Below are 16,006 nucleotides of genomic sequence, written 5' to 3' on the forward strand. Positions count from 1 at the left end.
CATCCTAACACTTCTTTGTTGAGTTGTCAACAGTTAGAAATAAGATTTTTAAAAATGTTTTTCGACGCTCATTTAGCGACTTGATTATCTTATCAAATGAAATGTTATTTGTCAACATGTTTTTTCGCTTTTTAAACTGCTGCATCAGCATTTATAAAACTAGAAACAAATCAACTTCGTTATATTACCATCTGATTTGACGCTCGTCAACACTTTTTAAAAATAAAATTTCAAATGAAGCTCTCTTTTTAAGACGTCTATTAATATAACAAGTTTTTTAAGATTAGTCAACTGAAATCCTTGATAGACCAACGTTCGTGTACCATTCTTGATTTTCAAGTTTCCCTCTCCATTCATTCGTTTTCTTCTTATTTATAGTCAACTTATAGACTTGAATGGAAATTTTCGTTCGGAAATAAACCTTTACTGTTATTTTTTATTAATATCTCTTAAATTTTTTAATCAAATTTTTCTATTCTTACTTTTGATGATACACTATACATAAATGAATGGAACAATGATATAGGAGGAGTTTGTACATGAAGATTTTAGTCGCTGATGATGATAAAGAGATCGTTGAACTATTGAGTATTTATTTAAAAAATGAAGGGTATGAGCCAATTCAAGCATATAACGGTCGTGAAGCTCTTTCGAAAGTTCGAACCATCAATGATATTGAACTATTAATCTTAGATATCATGATGCCTGAAGTAGATGGCATGCAGGTCGTAAAAATTTTACGAAAAGAATCGCAACTCCCTATTATTTTGCTAACTGCTAAAACAACGGATATGGATAAAATCAAAGGATTGGTTGCTGGTGCGGACGATTACGTGACAAAACCTTTTAATCCATTAGAAGTAATGGCTCGCGTGAAGTCACTTTTGCGTCGCAGTACCATGCAAGTAACGGCGGATCAACCTGATGTACTTGAAGTAAGTTCTCTTATTATTAATCGTGATTCACATGAAGTAAAGACATTAGATGGAAAGGACATCCAATTAACAGCTCTTGAATTTGGTATTCTCTACCTGCTTGCTTCTCATCCGAATCGTGTTTTCAGCGCGGACGAAATTTTTGAACGTGTTTGGAAACAAGAAAGTGTCGTTTCCGCAAAAACAGTGATGGTTCACGTCAGTCATCTGCGGGATAAAATTGAAGAAGCAACCGGTGGCGAAAAAATTATTCAAACGGTCTGGGGTGTAGGTTACAAAATTGATGCGAAATGATTCTCATAAACGTGTCGTATTAACTTCCAAGGAAATTAGCGAGCTATTTGCAGAAGCAATCGTGACCATCGTCTTACTTCTACTATTAAATGTCGCAATTGTCGTCATTCTTTCAAACTTGGTAAATAGTGCCCCCTCTTTACAAGATGCGGTCTTCCAAGCACGGTTTATCTTTGCGGAAAACTTCAAGACAGATATTTTTTTGAATGCTCGCTATATTTTATTTCCACTCTTTCTACTATTAGATGGTATTGTGCTGTATTGGCGCTTGATCCGTCGTTACCATCAAATGCAGCTACGTCACATTATTAGTGAACTGCACTACATTGCTGATGGAAACTACGACCACCGCATCCCCTTTGAACTAAGCGGTGACCTTAACCGTGTCGTGACCAGTGTCAACGGCCTAGTGGATAGTACGGTTGCTGCCATTGAAGATGAGCGCCGGATTGAAAAGTCTAAGGATGAATTAATCACCAATGTCAGCCACGATATTCGCACACCACTGACGTCAATCATCGGTTATTTAGGTTTAATTGAAGACCGCCAGTATCGTTCTGAAGAGGATTTATTGAAATATACCCACACGGCCTATATTAAAGCCAAACAAATGAAGTCTTTGGTAGACGATTTATTTGAATACACGAAAGTCAGACAGCCAAGTAACCCGCTTCATGTCATTTCATTTGATATGGTGCAACTCATTGAACAATTGGCGGCTGATTTTGAACTAGAAGCGAATAAAAAAGGCATCGCCATTCAGACCGTGGCCAATCCTGAGCAAATGATGATGGATGGCGATACAGAAAAATTGGTACGCGTCTTTAGTAACTTATTAACGAATGCCTTTAAATACGGGAAAAATGCCGATACCATTATCATGTCGGTCGAAAAAGTCGGTACCGAAGCGGTCATTACGGTCAAAAATAACGGCAAAATGATTCCAAAACGGTCCTTAGATCTGTTGTTTGATCGCTTCTATCGCGTGGAAGAGTCGCGCTCACAAGAAACAGGCGGCACAGGATTAGGATTGGCCATCGCGCAAAGCATTGTCGCCCTACATGGTGGCTACATCTATGCCACATCCAATCCGCAGTGGACTTCTTTCATTATTCATTTACCTATTGAAGCGACAAAGCCTCTCACTAAGACAATAGTTGACGAATAAGCTATTTTCCGCTATGCTAGAGAAAATTTAATAGTTCAACATTGAACCTAGTACAGATTGTGTCTTTTAAAGAGAGCTAATGGTTGGTGCAAATTAGCATTGAGCAAGACTGGAATCCAGTTCTATTGTATGTATCTTTTGAAAGAGAGATCCTTTTCTCAGGTTACGAGATTTCAAGGGCAGCACTAGGCTGAACTTGGGTGGTACCGCGAATAACTACTTCGTCCCAAGCACTTTTTATGGGATGGAGTAGTCTTTTTTTATACAATTAAGCTAAGGAGGAACAAAAATGTTAGACATTAAAGTGATCCGTCAAAACATTGAACAAGTAAAAGAAAAATTAGCCACGAGAGGCGTCGCTGAAGACAAAATCAACGAATTTGTCGGACTGGATGAAGAACGCCGCCGTTTATTGGTCGAAACAGAAGAACTAAAAAAACACCGTAATGATGTCTCTGCCGAAATCGCCCAACTAAAAAGAAGCAAAGAAGACGCAACCGAAAAAATTGAAGAAATGAAGCAAGTCGGGCAAAAAATTAAAGAACTTGATGGCACTTTAGCGACGATTGATGAAAAATTAACGCAAATAGCTGTTACTTTGCCAAATATTCCTGATGACAGTGTGCCTATTGGTGCGAATGAAGAGGATAATGTTGAAGTACGTCGTTGGCATAAAACGCGTGAATTTGACTTTGAACCAAAACCACATTGGGAAGTAGCGGAAGATCTTGGTATTCTCGACTTTGAACGTGGTGCAAAAGTTTCAGGTAGCCGTTTTGTCTATTACAAAGGTCTAGGTGCTCGCCTAGAACGCGCCCTTTACAACTTTATGCTGGATCTCCATGTCTATGAACAAGGCTACACAGAAATGATTACCCCTTATATTGTAAACAGTCAAGCAATGTTTGGTACAGGACAATTTCCAAAATTCAAAGAAGATGTCTTCCAACTAGAAAATACCGACTTAACACTTATCCCAACTGCTGAAGTTCCTTTGACCAATTTTTACAGTCAAGAAATTTTGGATGAAAAAGATTTGCCCATCTACTTTACCGCACTAAGCCCTTCTTTCCGTTCTGAAGCTGGTAGTGCTGGTCGTGATACTCGCGGATTAATCCGTCTACATCAATTTAACAAAGTAGAAATGGTTAAATTCAGTGATGCGGATCATTCATATGAAGAATTAGAAAAAATGACTCAAAATGCAGAAGAAATTTTACAAAAACTAGAACTTCCTTACCGTGTCGTTGCCCTTTCTACTGGGGATATGGGCTTCTCTGCAGCGAAAACATATGACTTAGAAGTATGGATTCCTGCCCAAAATACGTACCGCGAAATCAGTTCTTGTTCAAATACCGAGGATTTCCAAGCGCGCCGTGCCATGATTCGTTACCGCGACAGCAATGGTAAGATCCGCTATGTCCATACATTAAATGGCTCAGGTTTAGCCGTTGGACGCACTGTTGCAGCTGTCTTAGAAAACTACCAAAATGCAGACGGTAGCGTGACAATCCCTGACGTACTTGTAAACTACATGGGCGGACTGACAAAAATTACTAAAGAAGCCTAAGCCTAGCTTTTCTGACTGCTTCTATTTATCCAGATAATCAAAGACTTCATCTTTTGGCTTTTAATCGCTTAAAAGATGAAGTCTTTTGTATTTATTTTACAAAAATGTTACAATTATTTCTATGATATTTCACTTTGGAGGAAATTATGTCAGAAAAATTTCGTAGCCACACCAAAAAGACAACATCAAAGCAAACCGTTGCTTTTTTAACAAATAAATGGACCTTTATCGGATTACTCGTGCTGTTACTGGGGATTATTCTACCTGCTAGTTTTTACTTAATTGCTACAGTCAACCAAGAAACCATCGCCAAACAACAAGCAGCTGCTAAATCTCAACTGATTAGTCAAGCCAAACAATCTTATTTCCAAAAAGAGTCGGCCATACAAGTTACTGATGAAAAAAGTTATGCTGTCGACTTACGTGATACCGCTATTCCTAGCAATATCAAAGAAGAGATCACCAGTCAATTTCAAACAATCACCAAAAAATGGAATAAAAACAGTGATAATTTTTGGCTTTCTTATATCCACGTCCAGTCCTATGCGCCAAACGCCAGCAAAGTCCAAGCCGGCATTACACACTATCAATGGAATATTCGGAAAAAAGCTTTCGTCCAACAACAGCAAAAAAAAAATAAAGACGATCTACATTCAAGCACAAACAGGTGCACCCATTACTAGTCAACTGCTCTTACAAAATAATGAACAAAATCTAGCCGTCATTCGTACGTTGGCCCAACAAGCCTTACTTGATCAAGCAAGCAATCCAAAAGCCATACTCGATGACGTGCTCGCAATCCCAGCTTTTACATGGCAAACGCCCATCACCTATTCACCCAAAGAATTGACGGTGACAGTTGCTAAGCAAGGTGCCTTAGAAGAAACAACCGTGCATTTACCCTATACTACACAACTTGCGACCGCCCTTGATTTATCGTATCTTGATCCAAGTTTGGCACAGTCGTTGACACCAAAAAACGAAGAAAATCAAAAACAAATTGCCCTAACCTTTGATGATGGCCCTGACCCAAATACAACACCCGCTATATTGGACACATTAAAGGATAACAATGTCCATGCCACCTTCTTCCAATTAGGCAGTAACTCCGAGCGCTACCCAACACTCGTCAAACGAGTAGCGGATGAAGGACATGAAATTGGCAGCCATACCTATCACCATTACAAATTGCCAAGCTATCCACTAGCTACCATTCAAAAAGAGCTGACAGATACAGACAAGGCAATTTATCTTGCTACTGGCAAACTACCTAAACTCGTACGTCCTCCCTATGGTGCAGTGAATGCCACCGTAGCCCAAACAGCAGGACGACCAATTATTCAGTGGGACGTTGATTCTAGAGATTGGGCAAGTAAAGATGCTGAAAAAACACTCACGCAAATTCAACAAACGATTATTGATAATGGCATTATTCTCATGCATGATATTCAGCCAAGTACCGTCACTGCCTTACCAAAAATTATTCATTGGCTCAAGCAACAAGGGTACCAACTCGTGACCATCAATCAGCTGTTACAATCACAAGAAAAAGCGTATCACGAGTATTTTAGTGCCACTGATGAACGAGCCATTTCATAAAAGAATTTGAACATAGCCACAATAAAAAAGCCAACAAATCCAAAAGTTTGAGAAAACCTTTTGGATTTGTTGGCTTTTTTAACACTATCTCGCCATTTTATGAATGAACAGAATAGTTTGGTGCCTCTTTGGTAATTTGAACATCATGTGGGTGAGACTCTTTCAAGCCATTGCCACTCATTTGAATAAATTGTGCATCTTCTCTTAGTGCTTTTAATGTACCTGCACCAACGTAGCCCATACCTGCTTTTAGACCACCGATTAATTGGAAAAGAATGTCAGCGACACTTCCTTTATACGCCACACGACCTTCAATGCCTTCTGGAACTAACTTATTGGCTTCATTGACACCTGATTGGAAATAACGATCACTTGAACCTTTTTCCATCGCACCAAGTGAGCCCATGCCACGATAAGTTTTAAAGCGACGGCCTTGATAAATTTCAAATTCACCAGGAGATTCATCAGTACCGGCTAACATACTACCTAGCATAACTGCATGTCCACCTGCTGCCAAAGCTTTCACGATATCACCAGAATATTTAATCCCACCGTCAGCGATAATAGCTTTGCCATATTGACGAGCCACTGATGCAGAATCATAAATTGCTGTTAATTGTGGCACACCGACACCCGCTACGACTCGTGTCGTACAGATTGAACCTGGACCAATCCCCACTTTTACAACATCCACACCCGCATCATATAATGCTTTGGTTCCTTCAGCTGTCGCCACGTTACCGGCAATTAACGTGGCTTCCGGGAACTTCGCACGAATTTCTGAAATCTTACGTAATACTCCTGCACTGTGACCATGAGCAGTATCTATAATAATCGCATCAGCACCCGCTTCTAATAACGCCTCTGCGCGATCAAATGTATCACTCGTCACACCGACTGCTGCAGCAACTAGCAATCTACCATGTTCATCTTTGGCTGCTTTAGGAAACTCGATTACTTTTTCGATATCCTTAATTGTGATTAAGCCACTCAAACGTCCCTCTTCATCAATCAACGGTAATTTTTCGATTTTGTGTTTTTGTAATGTTTTTTCTGCTTCTTTTAAAGACGTACCGACTGGCGCAGTGACCAAATTGTCTTTTGTCATCACTTCAGAGATACTAACCGCATAATCTGTAACAAAGCGCAAGTCACGGTTTGTTAAGATACCAATAAGTTTGCGGCTATCTAGTGTTTCTACGATCGGTACGCCACTGATACGGTAGCGACTCATTAATTCTTCTGCTTCCGCAATCGTATGTTCTGGCGTTAAGAAAAATGGATCAATAATCACGCCACTTTCAGAACGTTTTACTTTCCGAACTTCATCAGCTTGCGCGGCAATACTCATATTTTTATGAATGACACCCAATCCGCCTTGGCGTGCCATTGCGATAGCCATTTTGCTATCTGTTACGGTATCCATACTGGCACTGATAATGGGGATATTTAATTTTAAATTTTTTGCAAGCTGCACGCTCATATCCACATCGTTTGGCAAAACATGACTTTCTGCAGGTATCAGTAACACATCATCGAACGTAAAACCCTTCTTGGCGAATTTTGATTCCCAGTTGGACATTTTCGTAACCACTCCTTCAAATCATTTTTATTTTTATCAAAGAAAATAGCAAAAAAAAGAGCCTACGTCAATGATTTCTTTTCGAAATGAGACGTTGGCAATAATTCACTGAGAATCTTCTCGTTTTTTTAAGTATTCTATATAAAGACAAGAACACTCAAAAACTGTTTTGCAACCTTTTGGGTGTTCTGGCTTTTTGCTTGTCGTTTTTTTGGATTTAGTAGCACAAATTGCTTTATGATTCGCTTCCTTAAAACGAATAACGCAAAGTTCTCAGCAAAAGGCTAAGAACTTTGCCACTCATTATTTTTTCGGACGTTGTGTTGCCATACTGCTGGCGATGTTGAATTTTTTCTTTAAATAAAAGCGACCAGCTAGGGCCACGGCACCCAATGCAATCGTCACAATGGATGGTAAGGTAAAGTTATACGGTGCTGGTAACAACTGTGTTACTGACAATAGAGCAAACCAAACGAAAAAGGCAGCCATTAAAATCAAGATTGTCTTCCACATTTTCGGACGTTGACTGCGGTCAGCACCGGGCTGTTCATATTGGTAAATGTATTTGTATGACAGGTAAAATACCCATCCTCCTACTGCTGAAGTAACAAGTAGGGTAACAAAGCCAAATGTCTGACTCTCACTTTTGGTTAATAGACTCATCAAGCCTGTAACAACCCCAAATAACCCAAAGATCAACAACGTATTGTCTAGCCACATCCACCAGGGTGATTTTGTTTCTTCGACTGGTGGTTCTTCCAATAGACGATCCATCTTTTCAGAGACTGTGCCAAATAATTGGCGAGCTGTTTTCCCTGTTTTTTGTTCTCTTACTAATACTGGCAACATTTCATGTAATGTTTTCGCTTGTTCTTCTTCAGAAAGGTTGGCTGCGACCATTGATTTTTTTAAATCAAAGATATATTGTTCATTGCGCTTGGTCAGTTGTGTTTCTAGTTCTCTATTTTCACTGACGTATGAACGAAGTACTTCTGGTTCCATCTTATTTCCCCCTTGCTCTCGCTTATACATTAAATCTAAACAACATAACATCGCCATCTTGCACGACGTATTCTTTTCCTTCTAAACGAACACGACCTGCTTCTTTGGCTGCTTGCATATTGCCGTAGTGATCTAAATCTTCAAATGAAACAGTCTCAGCTCGAATAAACCCTCGTTCAAAATCAGAATGGATGATCCCGGCCGCTTGCGGTGCTTTAATCCCTTTACGGAAAGTCCAAGCTCTTACTTCTTGCTCACCTGCTGTAAAGTACGTAGCCAAGCCCAGTAAGTCATACGCTGCTCGGATTAATTTATCTAAGCCAGATTCTTCGATACCTAAAGCTTCTAAAAATTCAGCCTTATCCTCTTCTTCTAACTCAGCAATTTCTTCTTCAGCGCGTGCACACACGACAATGACTTCTGCATTTTCACTTGCTGCAAAATTACGTACTTCTTGAACATAATGATTGTCCTCTGTATCAGCGACATCTTCTTCTGCGACATTAGCGACGTACAGCACTGGTTTAGTCGTCAATAAGAACAAGCTCTTGACAATTTTTTGTTCTTCTTCAGTAAATTCAATGGAACGTGCAGATAGTCCTTCTTCTAGGACTGGTTTAATTTTATCTAGCACCGCTAATTCAGCGACTGCTTGTTTGTCTTTGGTTTTAGCGACTTTGGCTACGCGCGTGTAGCGTTTCGTAATCGAGTCCAAGTCGGCTAATACTAATTCTAGGTTAATTGTATCAATATCTTCTAATGGATTAACCCGACCTTCTACGTGCGTAATATTGTCGTCGTCAAAACAACGAACCACATGACAAATTGCATCAACTTGGCGAATATGGCTCAAAAATTGGTTGCCCAATCCTTCCCCTTTACTTGCTCCACGGACAATCCCAGCAATATCGGTAAATTCAAAAGTTGTCGGAACAGTCTTTTTAGGACGTACAAGCTCTGTTAATCGTTGCAAGCGCCAATCTGGTACTTCCACCATCCCTACATTTGGGTCGATTGTTGCAAACGGATAGTTCGCCGCCTCAGCGCCCGCTTTCGTAATTGCGTTAAATAATGTAGATTTACCAACGTTTGGTAATCCTACGATTCCAGCAGTCAATGCCATTTTTTCTTCACTCTTTCTCTGCTTTTTCTAGTACTTTTTTTAATTTTTTATCAAATTCTCGGCGTGGCATCATCACGATGTGTCCACAATTTTCGCATTTAATCTTGATGTCTGCCCCCATACGAATGATTTGCCAACGATTCGTTTGGCAAGCATGAGGTTTTTTCATCATGACAATGTCTCCAAAATCGTACATGCTTCTTTCCTCCAACTCGTTTTGCTATGCTTCATCAAAATGAATTTCTAATAAGTCTAAAATACGAGTCAAATCACTTTGCGAAAGATACTCGATTTCAATTTTCCCTTTGCCTTCTTTTTCACGAATCTCTACACTCGTACCGAATTTATCCATGAGACGGTCTTCGCTTTCTCTTAGATAGTAGGGCTTTTCTTTGATCATACGTGGGACTTTCTTCTTGCCTCGTGCTTCATTCGTTGCTGCAACCAACTGCTCCAATTGACGAACAGTTAGATTTTCTTTCACGCAACGATTGGCCATTTTTAGCATTTGATCTTTTTTCTTCAACCCTAAGAGCGTACGCGCTTGTCCCATCGATAAGCGTTCATCTTGTACCATTTCTTTGACTAGCTTGGGTAATGCCAAAAGGCGCAAATAGTTCGCGATATACGGACGGCTCTTACCTAAGCGCTCAGCCACTTCTGCTTGAGTCAGCTTTAAATTCTTCATTAACATATCATAGGCTTCTGCTTCTTCTAGCGGATTCAAGTCTTCCCGTTGCAAGTTTTCAAGAACGGCGACTTGCATCATCGCTTCTTCATCAAATGAGCGGATGATTGCAGGAATGGTTTCTTTTTTGGCTAGTTTTGATGCCCGAAACCGACGTTCACCTGCAATAATTTCATAGCCTTTGACCGCTGACTTACGAATAATGATTGGTTGAAAGACCCCAGATTGCTCTATAGAACTAGCTAGCTCTTGCAACGAAGACTCATCAAATGTCTTCCGTGGTTGATAGGGATTTGGTCGTAGTTCATTTAAAGGGACTTCGATTACTTCATCTCTTTGAACGTCAACTTCTTCCAAGCTAGCCATATCTTGAAACAATGCGTCTATTCCTTTACCTAATCCTTTGCCCTTATTTTTCACGAGCCAACACTTCCTTTGCTAATGCTTGATACACTTCAGCACCTTTCGAGCGAATATCGTAGTCGACAATCGATAGCCCATGACTAGGTGCTTCAGATAAACGGACATTTCTCGGAATCACTGTGTCGTACACTTTTTCTTGGAAATAGCGACGAACTTCTTCGACGACTTCAGCCCCTAAATTGGTCCGAGCATCAAACATCGTTAACAGCACGCCTTCAATTTCTAGACTTGGATTAAAGTGTTTTTGAACCAAGCGAACGGTATTCAATAATTGACTCAGTCCTTCAAGTGCATAATATTCACATTGGACAGGGATCAAAATCGCATCACTTGCCGTAAAGGCATTAATAGTCAGATGTCCTAATGAAGGTGGACAGTCAATCAAAATAAAGTCGTAGTTTGCATGAAGCTCACTTAAGGCTGTTTTCAAACGAGACTCGCGTGCCATCATGGAAGTCAATTCAATCTCTGCTCCCGCTAATTGCAACGTTGCTGGTACAATATCTAAATTTTCACGTGAACTTGGCAAAATCGCATCTGCAATAGGCACTTCATTGACTAATACATCGTAGATATCTTGCTCCACATCAGGTTTGCGAATCCCCATACCACTTGTAGCATTTCCTTGCGCATCCATATCGACAAGGAGAACTTTTTGACCCATATAGGCCAAACAAGATCCTAGGTTAACCGTCGTTGTCGTTTTGCCAACGCCGCCTTTTTGATTCGCAACTGAGATAATTCGTGCCATGATAGATCCTCCCTACTTAATCGGTTGTTTATTTGGTAACCCTGGCTTTCTCGGGTATTTTTTTGGTGTTTCTTTTTTCTTTTCAATTACTACAAAATGACGTGTGTCACCCGTAATAGGTAACGTCATAACCACATCTTCTTTGAACTTTCCACCTAGTTGTGCGATTGCTGGCTTGGCTTCTGTCAATTCTTCTTCAGCTTTCGTTGCCTTCAAAGCGTAGAACACGCCGCCTTTTTTCACTAACGGTAAGCATAGCTCGCTCAAGACATTCAAGCGCGCCACAGCACGGGCAGTCACATAATCGAACGACTCGCGAAAATCGCGATTTTGTCCGAATGTTTCCGCACGATCATGGTATAACGAAACCTGCTCTAGTCCTAGTTCTTGGACAAGCTCATTTAAAAACATAATCCGCTTATTTAATGAATCCACAATCGTCACTTGTAACGTTGGAAAAACTATTTTAAGAGGAATACTTGGAAATCCAGCTCCGGACCCAACATCACACAAGCTCGCACTGGCATCAAAATCCTCAGAAAATGCTAATAAAATTGAATCATAGAAATGCTTCAGGTACACTTCTTTTTCTTCAGTAATGGCCGTTAAATTAATCTTTTCATTCCACTCAACCAATAGCTCGAAATACCGTTTAAACTGGTACATTTGTTCATCCGTCAACTGAATTCCTTGGCTTTGTAGCTGAGTCTTAAATTCTTCTGGTAACATGAATCGTTCCTTTCAACGAAGCAGCCTAAACTGGCTCGTTTTCAATTTCGTGAAACAGATTGAATGTTTCACAGACTAAGTCTAAGTTTACCGCAAATTCACTCTTCTTACAATAGATGCCAGCCTCTATGTGTATTCCTTTAAAAAATCATTGCGTTTTTTTAATTACAAAAAAAAGAAGTTGTTTCACGTGAAACAACTTCTTTTCCGGAAAACTCATGATTGTTTTCTCATCATTCGTTTATTTGCAATGTAATAACGCTCATTTTTATAGTGGTAGCACGAAAATAACTTTTGTGTCTTCTTTTCAACAATACGAATTTTGACAATCTTTTCAAATTCCCCATTCCCTGCAAACTGCTCCTGTGCCAAAAAATCCGTTACAATCGCAACAATTTCTTCATTCGATAATAACTCAGAAAAGTTCTGCGTTACAAATGTGTGCCGCCGTCCCTCTTTGTTCTCAAATGTAATCTTTAGTCGTCTCATTTAATCACTCCTTTACTCTATAAACGAAATGAAAGAGACAAATGTCAAAAAATTAAGCGTTTTCTTTTTTGTGAATCGATATGCTTTTATGTATAAATATACATGGGTATTTATCACTTTATTTTGCATAATGATACATTTGTTATACAATGTAACTGTCCATACAAACAGAAAAGTTATCCACAGATTATTAGGAGGGACCGATAATGATTACTTATCAACAAGACGCCGCGATTGCTCTACCTGATTTGATGAACCTTTACACTCAAGTGGGGTGGTCTGCTTATACGCAGGATCCCGAGCAATTACAAGCAGCCATAACCCACTCCATTGCTGTTATATCAGCATGGAACGGCGACGAATTAGTGGGATTGGTACGCGCGGTAGGCGATGGCGTAACTATTTTATATATCCAAGACCTACTCGTGCTACCTAGTTACCAAAATCAAACAATCGGCACTCAGTTAATGCAAAAAATGATTGAAAGTTATCCACAAGTACGGCAGAAAGTTTTACTCACTGAAGAAGCACCCGACACGCGGCATTTTTATCAAAAAATGGGCTTCTCCTCTTGTGATCAAGGAGAAGCCGTAGCCTTTTATCGTGAATTTTAGGTGTTTTACTCTTTTTAGGTTTGTTTAAGCTTCCCATCTTATACTCTATTCATACCCAAACAAACCAAACTTTTTTTCATTTCTTTCTCCCTGACTCGCTAGCCCCCAACTAGCGAGTTTTTTTTTAGTTTCACTCTCTTTTTGCCACATGTATTAGCTTTTCATTCGCAATAAGTACCACTTTAGTCTCATCTGAATGTGCTTTTAGTCTAGCCTTCACACTGATTGCCTCAATTGGTTCTTCTATCCGACTCACTAGATAACTTGGTAGCGTGACTGCTGGCGCTACTGTGAGTAGATAATGATCGCTATCAGTACGGTTCGCATTTCGTTCATTAAAAAATTTTTGGACTTCAAAAAGAGAGGGAAACATATAAATACTTGATTCAAAAACGTCTTCTGTCAAATACCACAACAAATATTCTCTAGAAGAATCGGTACGTTGCTTTTGGCGAAGAATAGCTACCAATTTATCAAATACTTCCGCTTGATGTGCTTGTGTGATTTTTCTTTTGTAATAACTAAAGGACTCTGCAATAAAAATTTCATCCTCCTGTCCATCTAAGTGTGCTAGCGTATCTAAATGTTCGAACATACGGCGCCACTTACGCTTTAACCCACGTAGTTTTTTCACTCGCTACTCTCCTCTTACAATTCGTTTTCATATAAATAGGTATTTGCTCCCTTGATAGTCTATACTGACACTAATAAGGAGATGAATTTATGCAAGATATTCGAACAAAAATTGCTGGTGTTTCAGTTGATATTCGCGCGTGTGGTTTGTTACGAAACGGCGATGATTACCTTGTTTCCACTGAAAATGACGGAACACAGACCTTACATGGTGGCGCTATTAAAGTTGGCGAAACAACAGAAGATGCCGTTGTCCGTGAATTTTTTGAAGAGACTGCTTTACAAGTCACCTCAAATCGCTTATTAGCGCTAATTGAAAATCACTTTTGTATAGATAATCAGCCGTATCAGCAACTACTTTTTGTCTATGACGTGCACCTTAGTGATCCTAGGAAGCGAGATCCTAAAAGTGAAGATGGTTGTACATCGCAATGGTTACCCAAAGAGCAAGTGACACAGCTACGCCCAGCTATTTTAAATGAACTCGTTCACCAGCCATTTTCAACTTTCACCCATATAATCAATCAAGAGCCTGCCTTTATTGATTATTTGGCTCGATAAAAAGACCAAGTGTTCATGAATTTTTTACACATGTTCAAAAACTCTTCAAACTTTCTTAGTACTCCTTTAATCTTTTTTGCTTATACTTCATCCATACCCAAACAAACCTAACCTTTTTTCATTTCTTTTCTCCCTGACCTGCTAGCCCCCACTAGCAGGTTTTTTTCTTTCTTTTTGGCTTTATGGTTTCTTTAAGTTCGACTCGCTATACTTCACTCATACCCAAACAAACCAAACTTTTTTTCATTTCTTTCTCCCTGACTCGCTAGCCCCCAACTAGTGAGTTTTTTTATTTTTCGCTTGTCAGTAACTGGTTCACGTGCATACTCACAAAAAGCACTGCGCTCCACTGCAAATAATGATTCCCTGCGACCGAATACAGATGAACAGTAGTGGATTTTAGAAACAGCGAATGTTGGTATTCAGTAAGCCGCTCATTCGTTGCTAAGATAACTATTTTTTTCTTTGGTACGTTTTGCTCCACGATCTCTAAGTCTTCCAATACCTTTAGTACGTGGTCATCTTCGTACAATAATGACTGATTTCCATATGCAGCAAAAAAAATAGTCGCATTTTCAAGGCGTTCACCTGGTAAATTATTGGGATTGACTACTGCTAAAAAATCTTCAATTGTTAACTCGCCTTCGTTTTTAGCTTTTTGAATGCTCTCTGGCGTTTGGTGTTGCTGTTCTTTTGTTTCAGCTATTACTAATGCCTTCACTCCATTGTAGGTCGGTTCGATTACTAGTATCTGCTCTACTAATTCTGGATAGCGATACGCAAATAATAAAGCATAACTACCTCCCATACTATGGCCAAAAAGGGTGACACTGGTGATTTGCTCTTCCTTTAGGACCGCTATTAAATTTTGTAAAATAGTTTCTGTTGATCGTTCCATGTATGACTGAATACTACGACCCGTTCCTATCGTATCAATAGCTAAATACCCACATTCTGGAGGCAATCGGTCAATAATCGATTTGAAATTATAATAACAACTATCTCCAACAAAACCTGGAATAAATAATACCGTTCGTTGATTTTGATCTGCCCTTCGATAAACATAAAAAAGTTCACCTAATTTTGTTTGCAATCGTGTCATACTTTTCCTCTTTCCTTGATGCTGCCTGACGTTTTAGTCTCCATGAAGAGTTGCTTCTTTGAGCTATACGGCATATGATAACAGTAATGAATGACGATTTGAGGAGATGTCTTATGCCAAAAAAATACAAACGACTGTTACGTTCTTGCCTGCCAATCATTCTCTTTTCTTTATTAGGCGCGCTCTTTTGGCACCAATTACCTAACCAAATAGCCACTCATTTTTCTAGTGAATGGGTTCCTAATGGCTGGAGTTCAAAGCCATTTACTGTCATTGGCTTGCCCTTGATTTTTCTTATTATTCAGCTGATTGTGGTTTTCTTTATTGAAAATGACCCGCAAAATACTCGTAACCAAACGATTGTCCGCTATAGCTATTGGCTGGTACCGATTATTGGATCTGTTTGTATGTTAGCTATTTATGGCTATGCATTGGGTGTTAATCTCGCTTCATTGCGGTATTTTCCTGAGATTTTCGTTGCGCTTATTTTTCTTGCCATTGGTTTTATTTTACCTTATACCAAACAAAATACGACGATTGGTATCAAAGTTCCCTGGACCTTGCATAGCGAGAAGAATTGGAACATGACGCATCGCTTTGCAGGTAAAGTGTTTCTCGTTTGTGGGGCTTGTGTCTTTTTCTTAGCTTTCTTCGCTGCAAAGCTTATTTATCTTCCAATTATTGCGGCCATCGCCCTACCGATTGCGTATTCTTATTTTTTGTATCGAAAAGGTATTTGATAG

At 39.5% G+C, this 16,006-nt stretch carries 18 protein-coding genes and 1 other annotated feature; of the genes, 8 read left to right on the top strand and 10 right to left on the bottom strand.

Annotation, left to right across the window (positions count from 1 at the left end; genetic code table 11):
- Positions 1–539 precede the first annotated feature (539 nt).
- The 5 genes from croR to NE257_RS06480 all read left to right on the top strand — a co-directional run bounded on the left by croR (position 540) and on the right by NE257_RS06480 (position 5,566).
- A complete protein-coding gene (gene croR / locus NE257_RS06460) occupies positions 540–1,229 on the top strand; it encodes a response regulator transcription factor CroR (protein ID WP_007207861.1) in 690 nt (229 codons plus the stop codon).
- On the top strand, positions 1,219–2,397 hold the full coding sequence (locus NE257_RS06465) for a sensor histidine kinase (protein WP_007207860.1): 1,179 nt from the start codon (positions 1,219–1,221) through the stop codon (positions 2,395–2,397). Before croR ends, NE257_RS06465 begins: the two co-directional genes overlap by 11 nt.
- A gap of 34 nt (positions 2,398–2,431) precedes the next feature.
- Positions 2,432–2,629, top strand: a binding site (T-box leader).
- Positions 2,630–2,686: 57 nt separating this feature from the next.
- On the top strand, positions 2,687–3,967 hold the full coding sequence (gene serS / locus NE257_RS06470; RefSeq protein ID WP_251886038.1) for a serine--tRNA ligase: 1,281 nt from the start codon (positions 2,687–2,689) through the stop codon (positions 3,965–3,967).
- Positions 3,968–4,113: 146 nt separating this feature from the next.
- Entirely contained in the window at positions 4,114–4,650 is a 537-nt protein-coding gene (locus NE257_RS06475) for a hypothetical protein (RefSeq protein ID WP_251886039.1), read from the top strand.
- Between the two features lie 208 nt (positions 4,651–4,858).
- The gene (locus NE257_RS06480) at positions 4,859–5,566 is read left to right on the top strand and encodes a polysaccharide deacetylase family protein (RefSeq protein WP_251886452.1); all 708 of its coding nucleotides are present in this window, start codon (positions 4,859–4,861) and stop codon (positions 5,564–5,566) included.
- Between the two features lie 97 nt (positions 5,567–5,663).
- On the opposite strand, the gene guaB is transcribed toward NE257_RS06480, so the two are convergent.
- The 8 genes from guaB to NE257_RS06520 form a co-directional block, all read right to left on the bottom strand.
- Entirely contained in the window at positions 5,664–7,148 is a 1,485-nt protein-coding gene (gene guaB, locus NE257_RS06485) for an IMP dehydrogenase (RefSeq protein ID WP_251886040.1), read from the bottom strand.
- Between the two features lie 303 nt (positions 7,149–7,451).
- Positions 7,452–8,150: a DUF1129 domain-containing protein gene (locus NE257_RS06490; protein ID WP_040366359.1), complete on the bottom strand. Its 699-nt coding sequence runs from the start codon at positions 8,148–8,150 to the stop codon at positions 7,452–7,454.
- Positions 8,151–8,172: 22 nt separating this feature from the next.
- Positions 8,173–9,273: a redox-regulated ATPase YchF gene (gene ychF, locus NE257_RS06495; RefSeq protein ID WP_251886041.1), complete on the bottom strand. Its 1,101-nt coding sequence runs from the start codon at positions 9,271–9,273 to the stop codon at positions 8,173–8,175.
- Between the two features lie 7 nt (positions 9,274–9,280).
- Positions 9,281–9,469: a DUF951 domain-containing protein gene (locus NE257_RS06500; protein ID WP_007207855.1), complete on the bottom strand. Its 189-nt coding sequence runs from the start codon at positions 9,467–9,469 to the stop codon at positions 9,281–9,283.
- Positions 9,470–9,493: 24 nt separating this feature from the next.
- Positions 9,494–10,381 (bottom strand): ParB/RepB/Spo0J family partition protein, encoded by an 888-nt coding sequence (locus tag NE257_RS06505; protein WP_007207854.1) that lies wholly within the window; start codon positions 10,379–10,381, stop codon positions 9,494–9,496.
- Positions 10,371–11,135: a ParA family protein gene (locus tag NE257_RS06510; RefSeq protein WP_007207853.1), complete on the bottom strand. Its 765-nt coding sequence runs from the start codon at positions 11,133–11,135 to the stop codon at positions 10,371–10,373. The genes NE257_RS06505 and NE257_RS06510 overlap by 11 nt, the downstream gene beginning before the upstream one ends.
- A gap of 12 nt (positions 11,136–11,147) precedes the next feature.
- The gene (rsmG, locus tag NE257_RS06515) at positions 11,148–11,864 is read right to left on the bottom strand and encodes a 16S rRNA (guanine(527)-N(7))-methyltransferase RsmG (protein ID WP_251886042.1); all 717 of its coding nucleotides are present in this window, start codon (positions 11,862–11,864) and stop codon (positions 11,148–11,150) included.
- Between the two features lie 216 nt (positions 11,865–12,080).
- Positions 12,081–12,353: a DUF2922 family protein gene (locus NE257_RS06520; RefSeq protein WP_251886043.1), complete on the bottom strand. Its 273-nt coding sequence runs from the start codon at positions 12,351–12,353 to the stop codon at positions 12,081–12,083.
- A 206-nt stretch (positions 12,354–12,559) separates the two neighbouring features.
- Between NE257_RS06520 and NE257_RS06525 the strand changes: the two genes are divergently transcribed.
- Complete coding sequence (locus tag NE257_RS06525) at positions 12,560–12,967, top strand: GNAT family N-acetyltransferase (protein ID WP_251851884.1); 408 nt, start codon at positions 12,560–12,562, stop codon at positions 12,965–12,967.
- Between the two features lie 130 nt (positions 12,968–13,097).
- Here the strand turns inward: NE257_RS06525 and NE257_RS06530 are convergent, their stop codons facing one another.
- The gene (locus NE257_RS06530) at positions 13,098–13,601 is read right to left on the bottom strand and encodes a hypothetical protein (RefSeq protein WP_251886044.1); all 504 of its coding nucleotides are present in this window, start codon (positions 13,599–13,601) and stop codon (positions 13,098–13,100) included.
- Positions 13,602–13,690: 89 nt separating this feature from the next.
- On the opposite strand from NE257_RS06530, the gene NE257_RS06535 reads away from it, so the two are divergent.
- The gene (locus NE257_RS06535) at positions 13,691–14,161 is read left to right on the top strand and encodes an NUDIX hydrolase (RefSeq protein WP_251851886.1); all 471 of its coding nucleotides are present in this window, start codon (positions 13,691–13,693) and stop codon (positions 14,159–14,161) included.
- A gap of 289 nt (positions 14,162–14,450) precedes the next feature.
- Here the strand turns inward: NE257_RS06535 and NE257_RS06540 are convergent, their stop codons facing one another.
- Positions 14,451–15,263: an alpha/beta hydrolase gene (locus tag NE257_RS06540; RefSeq protein WP_251886045.1), complete on the bottom strand. Its 813-nt coding sequence runs from the start codon at positions 15,261–15,263 to the stop codon at positions 14,451–14,453.
- A gap of 113 nt (positions 15,264–15,376) precedes the next feature.
- Here NE257_RS06540 and NE257_RS06545 point away from each other — a divergent pair, with 113 nt between their 5' ends.
- On the top strand, positions 15,377–16,003 hold the full coding sequence (locus NE257_RS06545) for an SdpI family protein (protein WP_251851889.1): 627 nt from the start codon (positions 15,377–15,379) through the stop codon (positions 16,001–16,003).
- The last annotated feature ends 3 nt before the right edge of the window (positions 16,004–16,006 follow it).

The sequence above is a fragment of the Enterococcus italicus genome (assembly GCF_023743875.1).
Lineage (GTDB): Bacteria > Bacillota > Bacilli > Lactobacillales > Enterococcaceae > Enterococcus_G > Enterococcus_G italicus.